This is a genomic window from Bacillus vallismortis (assembly GCF_004116955.1).
Taxonomy (GTDB): Bacteria; Bacillota; Bacilli; order Bacillales; family Bacillaceae; genus Bacillus; species Bacillus vallismortis.
On record NZ_CP026362.1, the window covers coordinates 1,793,419 to 1,806,065 of the forward strand.

16 protein-coding genes are annotated in these 12,647 nt (G+C 41.6%); all 16 read right to left on the reverse strand.

Annotation, left to right across the window (positions count from 1 at the left end; all coding sequences use genetic code 11):
- Positions 1-2 precede the first annotated feature (2 nt).
- The 16 genes from fliY to flgB are packed head-to-tail and all read right to left on the reverse strand — an operon-like array spanning position 3 to position 12,504.
- Positions 3-1,142 (reverse strand): flagellar motor switch phosphatase FliY, encoded by a 1,140-nt coding sequence (fliY, locus tag BV11031_RS09790; RefSeq protein WP_121642572.1) that lies wholly within the window; start codon positions 1,140-1,142, stop codon positions 3-5.
- Positions 1,132-2,130: a flagellar motor switch protein FliM gene (gene fliM, locus BV11031_RS09795; RefSeq protein WP_010331093.1), complete on the reverse strand. Its 999-nt coding sequence runs from the start codon at positions 2,128-2,130 to the stop codon at positions 1,132-1,134. Before fliM ends, fliY begins: the two co-directional genes overlap by 11 nt.
- A 33-nt stretch (positions 2,131-2,163) precedes the next feature.
- Positions 2,164-2,586: a flagellar basal body-associated protein FliL gene (gene fliL, locus BV11031_RS09800; RefSeq protein ID WP_010331094.1), complete on the reverse strand. Its 423-nt coding sequence runs from the start codon at positions 2,584-2,586 to the stop codon at positions 2,164-2,166.
- Entirely contained in the window at positions 2,583-2,798 is a 216-nt protein-coding gene (swrD, locus tag BV11031_RS09805) for a swarming motility protein SwrD (RefSeq protein ID WP_010331095.1), read from the reverse strand. Before swrD ends, fliL begins: the two co-directional genes overlap by 4 nt.
- 38 nt (positions 2,799-2,836) lie before the next feature.
- Positions 2,837-3,631 (reverse strand): flagellar basal body rod protein FlgG, encoded by a 795-nt coding sequence (gene flgG / locus BV11031_RS09810; protein ID WP_010331096.1) that lies wholly within the window; start codon positions 3,629-3,631, stop codon positions 2,837-2,839.
- A 22-nt stretch (positions 3,632-3,653) separates the two neighbouring features.
- The gene (flgD, locus tag BV11031_RS09815) at positions 3,654-4,076 is read right to left on the reverse strand and encodes a flagellar hook assembly protein FlgD (protein WP_010331097.1); all 423 of its coding nucleotides are present in this window, start codon (positions 4,074-4,076) and stop codon (positions 3,654-3,656) included.
- Positions 4,073-5,512 carry a flagellar hook-length control protein FliK gene (locus tag BV11031_RS09820; protein WP_129550748.1) on the reverse strand — a complete coding sequence of 480 codons (1,440 nt, stop codon included), beginning with the start codon at positions 5,510-5,512 and terminating at the stop codon, positions 4,073-4,075. The genes flgD and BV11031_RS09820 overlap by 4 nt, the downstream gene beginning before the upstream one ends.
- Positions 5,513-5,524: 12 nt before the next feature.
- Positions 5,525-6,133: a MotE family protein gene (locus BV11031_RS09825; RefSeq protein ID WP_010331098.1), complete on the reverse strand. Its 609-nt coding sequence runs from the start codon at positions 6,131-6,133 to the stop codon at positions 5,525-5,527.
- Between the two features lie 11 nt (positions 6,134-6,144).
- Positions 6,145-6,588 (reverse strand): flagellar export protein FliJ, encoded by a 444-nt coding sequence (gene fliJ, locus BV11031_RS09830; protein WP_010331099.1) that lies wholly within the window; start codon positions 6,586-6,588, stop codon positions 6,145-6,147.
- A 2-nt stretch (positions 6,589-6,590) separates the two neighbouring features.
- Positions 6,591-7,907: a flagellar protein export ATPase FliI gene (gene fliI / locus BV11031_RS09835; RefSeq protein WP_010331100.1), complete on the reverse strand. Its 1,317-nt coding sequence runs from the start codon at positions 7,905-7,907 to the stop codon at positions 6,591-6,593.
- Complete coding sequence (gene fliH, locus BV11031_RS09840; protein WP_121642567.1) at positions 7,904-8,656, reverse strand: flagellar assembly protein FliH; 753 nt, start codon at positions 8,654-8,656, stop codon at positions 7,904-7,906. The genes fliI and fliH overlap by 4 nt, the downstream gene beginning before the upstream one ends.
- Entirely contained in the window at positions 8,649-9,665 is a 1,017-nt protein-coding gene (gene fliG, locus BV11031_RS09845; RefSeq protein WP_010331101.1) for a flagellar motor switch protein FliG, read from the reverse strand. Before fliG ends, fliH begins: the two co-directional genes overlap by 8 nt.
- A 12-nt stretch (positions 9,666-9,677) precedes the next feature.
- The gene (gene fliF / locus BV11031_RS09850; protein ID WP_010331102.1) at positions 9,678-11,285 is read right to left on the reverse strand and encodes a flagellar basal-body MS-ring/collar protein FliF; all 1,608 of its coding nucleotides are present in this window, start codon (positions 11,283-11,285) and stop codon (positions 9,678-9,680) included.
- Between the two features lie 45 nt (positions 11,286-11,330).
- Entirely contained in the window at positions 11,331-11,651 is a 321-nt protein-coding gene (fliE, locus tag BV11031_RS09855; RefSeq protein WP_010331103.1) for a flagellar hook-basal body complex protein FliE, read from the reverse strand.
- Positions 11,652-11,662: 11 nt separating this feature from the next.
- On the reverse strand, positions 11,663-12,115 hold the full coding sequence (gene flgC / locus BV11031_RS09860) for a flagellar basal body rod protein FlgC (protein ID WP_010331104.1): 453 nt from the start codon (positions 12,113-12,115) through the stop codon (positions 11,663-11,665).
- Positions 12,115-12,504, reverse strand: a complete 390-nt coding sequence (flgB, locus tag BV11031_RS09865) for a flagellar basal body rod protein FlgB (RefSeq protein ID WP_010331105.1) — start codon at positions 12,502-12,504, stop codon at positions 12,115-12,117. Before flgB ends, flgC begins: the two co-directional genes overlap by 1 nt.
- Positions 12,505-12,647: the final 143 nt, after the last annotated feature.

A 12,647-nucleotide genomic window follows, 5' to 3' on the forward strand; every position in this document is an offset into this window, starting at 1 on the left:
CGTTATTTTAAATTATTAATGCGCTCTGCCTGGCTTAAAATGTCAGTGACTCTTACACCGAAGTTTTCTTCAATGACAACGACTTCGCCTTTGGCAACGATACGCCGATTCACTAAAATATCTACCGGCTCACCGGCTAATTTATCAAGCTCAATAATACTTCCGGCAGAAAGCTCCAAAATCTCTTTTACACTTCTCTTCGTTCTGCCAAGCTCAACAGTGATTGAAAGCGGAATGTCCAAAAGCATATCCAGGTTGTTTACAGGGGCCTGAGAAGCCTCATTGGGATCAAACGCGGAAAATTCCACTGGCGAAACCTGAACTGGTGCTGCTTTTTTTGGTGTTCCCTGCCTTTTTGGCTGTTGCTGCTGTTGCTGCTGCGGTTCCATACGCGGCTCTGGCGTCACAGGCGCTTTCGGCTGCTCATATGTAACATCAGGCTGCGGCGCTGTTTCTTCCTCTGCACTTTCTGTGTTCATCAGATTTGCAATTAAATCTTTTGCAAATGACAGCGGGTACAGCTGCATAATACTGGAATCTATTAAATCTCCCACCTTTAAGTTGAAAGACACTTTCACCAGCATTTCATCATCAGGTATGCGGTCTGTTCCCTTTTCTTCAGTAACATCGAGCAATTCAACCCGAGGCGGTGAAATATCAATTTTTTTGCTGAATACAGTAGACATTGATGTGGCGGCTGATCCCATCATTTGGTTCATTGCTTCTTGAACCGCGCTTAAATGGATTTCACCCAGTGAAGGGTCCGCGCCTTTTCCGTCTCCTCCCATCATTAAGTCAGCGATAATTGCCGCGTCATTTTGTTCCACGACCAGCAGGTTGCTGCCGCTGAAGCCCTCCGTATAATTCACTTCAATCGCTACGTACGGTTCAGGAAATGCATCGCTGATTTTACTTTTAGGAATGACAGCTACACTCGGAGTCGTAATATCGACTTTTTGATTTAAAAGCGTTGACAAGGCTGTCGCAGAACTGCCGAATGAAATATTCCCGATTTCACCGATCGCATCACGCTCCATTTCCGATAAGTCATGTACTTCCGGAGCCTCTGGCTCATCCGGCGTACTGCCAGTACCGTTAAGAAGCGCGTCAATCTCATCTTGAGATAATCTATTATTCTCCATCTTGTTCACCTCTTAGGTCGTGATCTAAAATTTGCACTGCCTGCTTTCGATTCACCCGGCCGGCTTGTCCTAAAAATTTCGGCTTATCTCCGACCAATACAGTAAGAGGATCCGTGACTGAATTGTCCAAAGTTATGCAGTCTCCGACTTCTAAACTTAAAAACTCTTCTATTGTCAGTTCAGATGTGCCGAGTTCGGCCACGACAGGTATTTGTGCTGTCATGATACGTTTTTCAAGCGACTTTGTTTCCTCAGGCTTCGGCTCGTTTCTATCTGATTGCATCCAATAGTGGACCGAAAGCTTCGGTATGAGCGGCTCGAGGACAATGTGCGGGATACAAAGATTAATGACACCACTGATTTCACCGATTTGGGTATTGAGTGAGATCACCACGACCGTTTCATTAGGAGACACCATCTGAACGAATTGCGGATTCACCTCAAACTCAGTCATTTCCGGTTCAATATCAGCAATTGACTGCCAAGCTTCTTTATAATTTCCCAGTGCATTTTCAAATAAATTAGAAATGATTTTTGTTTCAATTTCTGTCAAGCTGTCTACCTTATTATGACTGAGTCCAATACCGCCCATTACTCGATCCATCATCGTATAAGCGATAGTCGGATTAACCTCCATCATAACTCTGCCTTCCATTGGATGGACGTCAAACAGATTCAGGATCGTCATATTCGGTATTGACCTGATAAATTCCTCATACGGGACCTGGTCAACTGAACTGACAGATATATGAATATAGGTTCTGAGCTGAGCAGAAAAGTGAGTCGTTAAAAGTCTTGCAAAATTGTCATGTATTCTCGTTAAACTGCGGATCTGATCCTTAGAAAACCGCAGCGCACGTTTGAAATCATAGACCTTCACTTTCTTCTCTTTTTCTTCTTTTTTCAGCTCTTCAGCGTCCATTTCACCAGTTGATATTGCGGAAAGCAGTGCATCTATTTCATTTTGGGAGAGAACTTCTCCTGACATCTTCCTCACCTCCGTATTCTGTCAAATGATGGTTTATTGCAGATTAAAGGAGGTAATATACACTTTTTCTACTTTTCCTTCTTGGAGGTAGCTATTGATTTTATCTTTTAGTTCCTTCTTAAAGGCTTCTTTTCCCTTGTCTCCCTCAATCGCATTAGCATTCGTATCAGCCAGCAATGATATTACAGCGTCCTTCACTTGAAAATCACGTTTCTCAAGTTCTTCTTTTGATTTATCAGAATCAGTTTCAAGCTTAATAGCAAGTCGGATAATGTTATCGGACTTTAAATTGGTTGTAATCTCTTCTACATCGACAGAAGATGCAACGATTTCGTCAATACTTTTTTCCGCTTTACTATCTTCGGACTCACCGCCTAGCACAAAATAAGCTGCCGCCCCAAGAGCACCAATTACGATAAGCATAATTAGTAAAATGATCATTAATTTATTCTTCATTCTGGTTCCTCTATTCCTTGATCCATTGAAAATATTTGTATTTTTCGGTAGAAAGATGCGATCTTTTCCATAACAGCTTCTTCATCTTCTTTTACGACAAACTTCTTGCCATTTGAAAGAGTGATAGTCGTATCCGGAAAGCATTCAATCTGTTCTATAAACAGCGCATTCAGTGTAAAGGGCTGCCCATTTAAACGGGTTACTTTAATCATAAAACAGCGGAGAAGCGATTATCGCCTCCCCTCCCTCCTTAACGTTTAAGGTTAACCAGTTCCTGAAGGATTTCATCTGATGTTGTAATAATTTTTGAGTTTGATTGGAATCCGCGCTGGGCAACAATCATTTCAGTAAATTCGTCAGTTAAATCAACGTTAGACATTTCGAGAAATCCTGACTTAAGAGAACCTGTTCCGCCATCGCCAGGCTGGTTGGCTGCACTGGCCGCTCCAGAGTTTAGAGATTCACGGTATAAATTGTTTCCGATTTTATCTAAACCATCGCTGTTTGCAAAAGTAACAACCCCGATTTGTCCGCCATCTTGTGTTTGGCCGCCTGCATCAACGATTGATACGTTTCCATCAGAACCGATGCTGAAGCTTTGTGCATCAAGAGGGATTTGAATCGTTCCCCCAGTCATATTTAACACATGGTAGCCATCACCAGTAACAAGTGTTCCTGTATTATCTAAATAAAAGTTTCCTGCTCGTGTATAAACTGTTCCGTCGCCTGTATCAATTTGAAAGTAACCGTCGCCGTCAATCGCTAAATCAAGGGTTCTTCCTGTGCTTTGTGTTGCGCTTGTTGAATGAATGGTATCAATTGTGCCGGATGATGAACCTAAACCGATCTGCTTAGAGTTCGTACCTCCAATTGCCCCTCCAGCCGCAGAACCGCCGGCAATCGTTTGGCTTACCATATCTTTAAAGGTAACGCGGCTCTTTTTGAATCCTACTGTATTCACGTTGGCGATGTTGTTGCCGATAACATCAAGCTTTGTTTGAAAGTTTTTCATACCGCTGATTCCAGAATAAAGTGAACGTAACATAATGTATTCCCCCAGATTAATTTTATTTAGAAGACTGTGCTACAGCCAACACATGAGACGGGCTGATTTCAGTACCATCATTAAGAACGAGATAATATTTTCCTTTTGACTGTTTTACTGAGCTTACTGTGCCTGTTTTTTCTGTTGCACTTCCGTCAGCAGTCCAAGAAACTTCTTTCCCCATCCAATCAAGATACGCGGTGAACGGATCTTGGTTTTCGACGAATTGAGTCATTGTAGTATTTAGATTCACCATTTGCTCCAAGCTTGAAAAAGTCGCCATCTGGCTGATAAATTCTTTGTCATCAACCGGGTTGAGCGGATCTTGGTTTTGGACTTGGGTCATTAATATTTTCAAGAACTCATCTTTCCCTAAGCTGCTATTGTTAGTTGACACGGTGCTTGTTTTTTCAGGCAGTTTATATTCTGAACTGATAGAAGTCATTCTTCTTCCTCCATTTTCGACACTTCATCGAGCAGTTCGCCAAAATCATTTGATTGCTTTTTCTGTTTTTGCTGTTTTTGTTCCTCTTGCTGCTGTCTCTGTTCATCAGTAAGCTGGCCATATAACGGCTGATCCCCGCTTTGAACCGGGAGCGTAAAACGGTCAATTTGAACAGCCATATTCGGCAGTGATTGCTTCAACTGAGGAAGATGCTGTTCTAGCAGTTCTTTTGCTGATTGGCTCGATGCAATAATTTTACTCTGAAACATCCCATTTTCATTTGTCAGTTTGATTGTGACAAATCCTAAATGTTCAGGATTCAGTCGGATGGTGAAGCTTCCCGTTGATCTGCCGAATGGCGTATATTTCATCTGCTTCCACGCATTGACCACTTGATCAGCCACCGTTTTTGTCTCGGCAGCCGGTAAATCAGATGAGAGCTGCTGCAAATCGAATGTTTGAACTGCTCCCGTACCCCTGTACCCTGAAAACAGCATTTGGAGTCCTGATTTACTATCTACGGGTTGAATACTCCCAGAAGCATCAGATCCGCTTTTGCTGCTTGAATTCTGCGAAAGCGGTGTGAGGACACGCTTTCCAAAGTCTTGCGATGATTCGGATGATTTCGATAACAAGAAAGCTTTCAGCTGGCTTTCAGCTAAATTCCATTCTTTAGTCCCTTTTTGGGGAAGCATAGACATTTGCTCCATTAAACTTTGAAAGCTTTTCAGCTCTGACGCTGTCATCGAGTAAAGTTTTGAACTCGACTCGTCTTTCGTGAACATTTGCTGTTTAAGATCCTGAATGAGCTGTTGGGATACACCCTTTTTTTCTAATGCAACAAGAAATTGTTCTCCATTCTTGTAAATGCGATGGGCTTCATCGGCATTCCCGCTGTCAATCAGCTTATTCTCTTCTAGCAGCTGGCTAATGAACATCTGAATAAGGGCAAGTTCTTTCTCATTCTCAGGGACTTCATTTTCCTGAGTTGATTGTTCTGTATCAACTTTCAGATTTTCATTACTGTCAGCAAAAGAATCATTTTCAATCAGAGCCGTTTTACCTTCCGAAAGAATGTTGCCTTCTGTCTCGCCGGACATTTTTGATTCAACCGCTTGCAGAAGATTCTGCAGCATTTGCTGAGCAGTTCCATCCAACTGCTTCCCTGTTAGTTTACTTAAGGTTTGCAGAAGTTCCGCTTTATGTTTGTCTTGATCTTCAGGGCTTGCTTTCAGCCAATCACTGATCTTATGAAGTGCATCTGCTAAAAGCTGATCTCCGGAATAAGGGGTTCCCTTCCCTTGTTCTGAGATCTCCTTCAAACCCGCCTCAGACATAAGCCAGTTTTGAAAAACTCCCTGGCTACTATTCATGGTTTTAGCCGCAGTACCTGCTGTAGTTTGCAGCAAAGGTCCCGCCAATTCAAGCAGCTTCACCTTTAATTCCCCCTATTCTTGGCTGGCAGCAATTTTTTCCGTATAGGTTGCCGCTTGCTCAGGAGTCATTTTCGCCAATATGTCGGCAAGCTGCTTTTTGCTTAGGCCATTCAATATTTTTAGCGCTTCCTGCTCATTTAATTGGGCAATAATTTTAGCAGCCTTTCCGCTATCCATGCTCTTATATACACTGATGACTTTGTCATCCTTAGAAGAATTCGAACTCGTAGTTTCTTCAGTATCATCTGATGATTTTTTTTGATCCTCCGCCGTCTTTTCAAGAGAACGTATCTTTTGGTTGAGCCTGTCGATTTCAGATTTACTCGTTTCTAAATCTTTATTCAATATGCTGATTTCACTTTTTTGGTCCTTAATGGTCTTTTCCAGAGCTGCCGTATTACTGCTATCCTTGCTTGACGCTGTGTCTTTTTTATTTTCGGTTTCAGGAACCAATTCTTTAAGAACCGGCGTTTTTGCCGCTGCTTCCTGTACCGGCTTTAAAACATTCACACCAGCAGCCCAAAGAACAATTCCCGCTGCGATGAGAAGAAACATCAGCGGAAGGATAATGATAAGCAAAACCGAACGGGACTTACCTGATTCTTTCTTTTTGCCTGACATTACATTCGCTCCTAATGGCCTTGAATCATAAACTGCTTGATCGAAATGTCATCCATTTCTTTCATCTCTGCAGCTTTGTCTTCAAGTGCAAACATTTTAAACTGTTTTTCACGCATTTTTTCAAACTTTTTTACTTCAATATTTTTCTCTGTCAAAATTTCTTGTTTTTGATTCATTTGATTTCGTTTCATAATGACAAGCTTTTGATAATGATAAATCGTGTTATCAAGATTTGACACAAATTGCTGGTAATGTCTCATTTCTTGTACACTCATGCCGCTTTTCAATTTCTCTTCCTTATTTTGTTCGAGCAGTTCCTTTTTGTTCATATTCTCATATAATTTCTCAGCAACATTTTCAAATTCAGAAACGGATTGCTGATACTCAGATAAGGATTGATCTTTCTCATTTTCTTTTAGTTCCAGCAGCTTTTGGAATCTAAATTGATAGGCCACGTTTATTCCTCATTTCCTGTCAAACTAGTTAATGCAGCAATGCTTTCTTCCAATAATGCCGCTTCGTCTGTTCCCTGCTTTAAAAATTGAATAAGCTGCGGATAAAATTGTATTGCTTCATCGATTTCTCTTGAGGATCCTCGTTTATAAGCTCCGATATTAATAAGATCTTCCGAATTTTGATAAGTCGATAAAAGCTCACGAAATTTGTTTGCTGCATTCAAGTGTTGCCTTGTCGATATGTTAGACATCACCCTGCTGATGCTCTTTAGTACATTAACTGCTGGAAACTGACCTTTATTCGCAAGCGCCCTGTCCAACACAATATGCCCGTCTAAAATCCCGCGAACGGTATCAGCAATCGGCTCATTCATGTCATCGCCATCTACCAATACTGTATAAAACGCCGTAATGGTTCCGTGCTCGTTTGCACCGGTTCGTTCTAATAAACGAGGTAAAATAGCGAACACAGAAGGTGTATAACCCTTTGTCGTCGGTGGCTCGCCGGCAGCCAGTCCAATCTCACGCTGCGCCATTGCCACCCTAGTGACTGAATCCATCATAAACATGACATTTTGGCCTTTATCACGGAAATACTCAGCAATTGCAGTTGCTGTATATGCCGCTTTTAATCTCATTAATGCCGGCTGATCTGAGGTGGCAACAACTACAATCGATCGTTTCAGCCCCTCTTCCCCAAGATCTTTTTCAATAAATTCACGAACCTCTCGCCCGCGTTCTCCGACAAGTGCAATGACATTTAAGTCAGCCTCTGTCTGCTTGGCGATCATCCCCATTAATGTGCTTTTTCCGACACCGCTTCCTGCAAAAATACCAATCCTCTGTCCTTTACCGACTGTCAGCAAGCTGTCAATTGACCTGACACCGACGCCCATCTTTTCTCGAATAGGAGGCCGCTTCATCGGATTGGGCGGTGATTGCTCAGTCGATACAGGCGAAAGCCCTTTCGGCAGGAGTTTTCCATCAAGCGGCTCACCAAATGCATCGATGACTTGTCCGATCAGTCCGGCTCCGACTTTAACCCGAAGAGATTCACCAGTGGCTTCTACAATACTGCCAGGCGCAATGCTTGCTGCCTCTAAATAAGGCATAAGCAAAATATTTTCTTCCTGAAAGCCGACTACTTCAGCTTTAATGACTTTACCTGATTGCCCTTTTGCATAAATCAGGCACACGTCTCCAATTGAGCTTGCAGGCCCTTTTGATTCAATCATCAGGCCGATTACCCGTTTGACTTTGCCATACCGTTTATACGAGTCCGTCATTTCTATACAATCTATCAGACTCTGTGTCTTCATTCAGCTGCACCCGCTTCCAGCGCTGTCAGAAGTTTTTCTTTCAATTGCATTAATTGAGTGTCAACACTCGCATCTACTCTGCCAAAAGGAGTTTCTATATAACATGATCCTTTTTGAGCTTTTTCATCAGCATATATGCCAAGCCGGCATTCTTTATAAAGAAGCTGCATGATTTCATCTTTTTGCTGAAAAACTGTCTCATAGTAATGCGGATCCACATATATTGATATATCGTCATATTCCTTTACTTCGTTTACGACCTGTTTCACAAGCAAGAGAAAGGCTTCTTTATCATCAGATTTTTGCTGCCACACTTTTTTAGCTAGTGCAACGGCAAGCTCAACGATTTCTTCAGAAGCGTCTTCAAGCTTATCCTCTACGGCTTTTCTGGACATTTCAGTTATGCTGTTCGCTTGGCCAAGCAGTTCGGTATACTGTTCAATTGCTTCAGCTCTACCTAATGCCATGCCTTGTTCAAAGCCCTCAGCTTTTGCTTCCTCAATCAGCTTCTGTTTTTCATCCGCCCAATTATTTTTTTCCTGTTCAATTTGACGTCGAATATTTTCTATATGGCTGTTGGCCTGCTCAGAAATCCGATCAGCTTCCTCTTTCACCCGTGCTATAAGCGCTTCTGGGTCCTCTTCAGCCTGCAAAAGGTGAGAATGATCGATATGCACCTCTTGTATAGAGAGTTTTCTTCTTTCCTTTTGTGGAGAAAAAGATGATTCTTGTTTAATGATATTAGACAATAATATCGTCCCCTCCGCCTCTTGCTATTACAATTTCACCGGCCTCTTCAAGCTTTCTGACGATGCTTACAATTCTAGACTGAGCTTCTTCCACATCTTTCAAGCGTACAGGGCCCATAAATTCCATTTCTTCTTTGAAGGTTTCAACCATACGCTGTGACATATTGTTGAATACAATTTCTTTGACTTCTTCGCTTGCAACTTTTAGTGAAAGGAGCAAATCGTCATTTTCAACGTCGCGAATGACTCTCTGAATCGCGCGGTTATCAAGTGTAACAATGTCTTCGAAGACAAACATCCGCTTTTTAATTTCTTCAGCAAGATCAGGATCCTGAATTTCCAATGAATCCAAGATGGTCTTCTCTGTTCCTCTATCTACCCCGTTTAAGACTTCCACAACAGCTTCAACTCCGCCTGTTTGTGTATAATCCTGAGTAAATGCAGAGGATAATTTTTGTTCTAGAATCTGTTCTACCTCATTGATAATCTCCGGTGACGTTCTATCCATAACAGCAATTCTTCTCGCGACCTCAGCCTGCACTTCAGGATTCAGCTCGGATAAAATTTGTCCGGCTTGCACAGGATCTAAATAAGACAAAATTAAAGCCATCGTCTGAGGGTGCTCATGCTGGATAAAATTCAAAATTTGTTCAGGCCCTGCTTTTCTGGCAAAATCAAATGGTTTCACCTGTAAAGAAGAAGTCAGCCTGTTTAAAATGTTTTCCGCCTTATTCTCTCCAAGCGCCTTCTCAAGAACTTGTCTCGCATAGCTTAGGCCTCCTTGAGAAATATAATCTTGCGCAATGGCTATACTATGAAATTCTTCTATAATTTCATCCTTTTTTTGATGATCGACACTTCGAACCCCTGATATCTCCAGGGTAAGCCTTTCAATTTCTTCATCGGTTAAGTGCTTATATACAGAAGCTGACACATCTAACCCCAAGGAAATCATGAGAATGGCTGCTTTTTGTTTTCCTGTAAGCTTATCTTGATCACGTCTCGCCATTTCTAATTCCTCCTAATCCTCGGCCAGCCAGCTTCTCAGCAGTTTAGCAAAATCTTCGGGCTTGTCTTTCGCCATCTTTTCAAGCTGTTTTCGTCTGACTGTTTCCTCTGTTTCATTTTCCTCTTCGTTGATATCAGGCAGGTTGATCGGTTCTTGAGGAACCTCATACTCATATTCCTCAAATTCATCCTCTTGCGCCCGTTTCTTTCTAACCAGCATTATAATGAGGACGATGATAGCAGCAATCAAAATACCTCCTGCAATATAAACCCAAATCGGTATACCTGAGGCTTCTTCTGTACCAGCATCCATATTTACTTTGCCGTCAAAAGGCTGAACGGATAAGACAATTTTATTATTGATGTCCTCGTCAGTAAGCTCTTGTTCTTGTGCATCCTTATCAATAGAAGTTCTGACTACAGTTGAAAGTATTTTTTGAATATCTTCTTGCCTTTCAGCTGAAAGCGACGCGACATCTTTAGCGTCCGGCGGCTCAACCATGACCTGGATTCCTAAATCTCTGACTTTATAAGGGCTTTCTGCGATTTCTTTATGGATCCGGTTAACCTCATAGTTGATTTTTTCGCTGCTTTTTTCATAACCTCCGCCTTCGGTGTTTTCCCCGTCAGCTTCATAATTTGTCACATCATCTTCACCGGTTCCGGCGACTCCGCCATTGGCGGCACCGTTACCCTGGTATGTTTCAGATACCTTTTCCGCGCTGACCGCAATGCCTGCCATGTTTTCTTTATCAACAGGTTCGACAATGTTTTCTGTGCGATTTTCTTTTGTGAAATCAATGTCTGCTGTAACGGAAACAACGACTTTATCTTGTCCCATCATCGTACCGAGCAATGTCTGAACATGCTTTTGAATGTCTTTTTCGACTTGAGATTTAATTCCCTGCTGTGAAGAATAACTATCCGCGTAGGACCCTGCATCGCTGTCTGATTTGTCGTAGTATGTAGAATTCTGGTCCATGATGACGATGTTATCTTCTTTTAGGTTCGGCACACTTTTCGACACCAGATGATACAGTCCGTTGACCTGGCTTTGATTAAGCGTATAGCCCGGTTGTACCTGCAGCACGATTGATGCGGATGCCGCAGATTGCTCCTCACCGACAAACACAGCGTCTTTCGGAAGGTTAATCATTACTTTTGAATTTTTAATACCGTCCATTTCATTGATCAAATTCGACAGTTCTGTCTGTGTCGCTTTCACTTTGACCATATCAAACTCATTGTCTGTCAAACCAAAGCCGGCATTCTGTCCAAAAAATGAATAATCAATTGATCCGGTTTTGGGAAGTCCTTCTGCAGCCAGCTGCACTTTCAATGAATCAACCTGATCCTCCGGAACGCTTATCACTGTTCCGCCGTTTGAAAGTTCGTTTGGCACTTTTTTCGCGTCAAGCTCTTCTTTGATGTGCCCCGCTTCTTCGGCAGACAAATCTTTGTACAGCGGCGCCATTTTTGAACTAGAAGCAAAAACACTGATAATAATACCAATAATAATAATTGCCGCTAAAGCACTAATCATGAATATCTTTTGTAATTTAGATCTATTTTTCCAAAACTCACTCGTTTTGTTTTTCATTTGCATTAGAGTACGATTCATGTTAACCCCCGGTCATTCCACTCTTTCTCTTAATCGTCAGACCCCCTACATTTGCATTCTCATAATCTCCTGATAGGCTTCCACAGCTTTATTGCGGAACTCTGTTGCAGCAGTTAGTGAGACGCTTGCTTTTTGAGCGGCGATCATGACCTCATCTAAATTCACATCTTTTCCTGCAGCCAAGGCATTAGTCATGTTGTCAGAAGCTACTTGGGAATCATTTAACGAACTAATAGAGTTTTTTAAAAGCTCCGAAAAGCTTGTTTGATTTGAAGAATCTGTTTTTTGGCTATTGTTTATTTGATTTGTTGCATTTTGAGTGTTTTGAGTATTTTGAACCTGAAAAGGAGAAATTGCATTAATCACGTTCGTTCACCTTACCTTCCGATTTCTAACGCCTTCATCAGCATTCCTTTTGTGGCATTCATTGCTGTGACATTCGCCTCATATGATCTTGTGCTGCTGACAAGGTCAACCATTTCTTTCAATGGGTCAACATTAGGCTTTTGTACATATCCTTCAGCGTTGGCATCAGGGTTTGTCGGATCGTAGACAAGATTAAAATCCGAACCATCTTCTGTGATTTTAGAAACCTTTACACCGTTTCCAGCATTACCGCTTCCGCTCATTTGAGAATTGAGAATGGAAGAGAACGATTCACCTTTTGACTGAAGAGAAACCATCTTTCTTCTGTAAGGCACCCACTCTCCATTTACCTGCTTAGCTCTTGTCGTATCTATATTAGCCAAGTTAGATGATACAACGTCCATCCTGACACGCTGAGCTGTTAAAGCTGATGCTGAAACATTTAAGCTGTGAAAAGCTGTCATTATTTCCCTCCTGTTAATACGGTCTTCAGCGAATTAAATTTACCGTTCATTCTTTGAACTAAAGCTTGATAGTTGATTTGGTTTTGCGCCAATTCTGTCATTTCTTTGTCGACATCAACATTGTTTCCGTTTTGCTGGTACGATGTATCCGCGCTCGTTACAATTGAATAATTCGAATCAGTATCAGAAAAATCAACATGACGATAGTCTGTTTTTGTCGCTTCAAGACGCGAGGATTCTTGATTCAATAAATTTTGGAAAGAGACTTTTTTTGCCTTATAGTTCGGTGTATCTATATTGGCGATATTATTAGTTATGACTTTTTGCTTAATATTCGCTCTGCTCAAGGCATTTTCAAGATTTTGTATCGTTCCAGAAAATAAGCTCAAATCCACTTACCTCCATTTCAGTTTTTTTCAACCTCAATATCCTTGTCGAGAATTGTAAAACTATATGCTTATTGTAAGAAATAACAGGCATAAAGTCTATGAAGTTCGTGTAAAAAAATGTCCTCACAATTATCTATTTTGTA

What these genes read in the sequence shown, in the direction of transcription:
- fliY (WP_121642572.1), bottom strand. Translation starts at nt 1,142, where the DNA reads ATGGAGAATAATAGATTATCTCAAGATGAGATTGACGCGCTTCTTAAC.
- fliM (WP_010331093.1), bottom strand. Translation starts at nt 2,130, where the DNA reads ATGTCAGGAGAAGTTCTCTCCCAAAATGAAATAGATGCACTGCTTTCC.
- fliL (WP_010331094.1), bottom strand. Translation starts at nt 2,586, where the DNA reads ATGAAGAATAAATTAATGATCATTTTACTAATTATGCTTATCGTAATT.
- swrD (WP_010331095.1), bottom strand. Translation starts at nt 2,798, where the DNA reads ATGATTAAAGTAACCCGTTTAAATGGGCAGCCCTTTACACTGAATGCG.
- flgG (WP_010331096.1), bottom strand. Translation starts at nt 3,631, where the DNA reads ATGTTACGTTCACTTTATTCTGGAATCAGCGGTATGAAAAACTTTCAA.
- flgD (WP_010331097.1), bottom strand. Translation starts at nt 4,076, where the DNA reads ATGACTTCTATCAGTTCAGAATATAAACTGCCTGAAAAAACAAGCACC.
- BV11031_RS09825 (WP_010331098.1), bottom strand. Translation starts at nt 6,133, where the DNA reads ATGTCAGGCAAAAAGAAAGAATCAGGTAAGTCCCGTTCGGTTTTGCTT.
- fliI (WP_010331100.1), bottom strand. Translation starts at nt 7,907, where the DNA reads ATGAAGACACAGAGTCTGATAGATTGTATAGAAATGACGGACTCGTAT.
- fliG (WP_010331101.1), bottom strand. Translation starts at nt 9,665, where the DNA reads ATGGCGAGACGTGATCAAGATAAGCTTACAGGAAAACAAAAAGCAGCC.
- fliF (WP_010331102.1), bottom strand. Translation starts at nt 11,285, where the DNA reads ATGAATCGTACTCTAATGCAAATGAAAAACAAAACGAGTGAGTTTTGG.
- flgC (WP_010331104.1), bottom strand. Translation starts at nt 12,115, where the DNA reads ATGACAGCTTTTCACAGCTTAAATGTTTCAGCATCAGCTTTAACAGCT.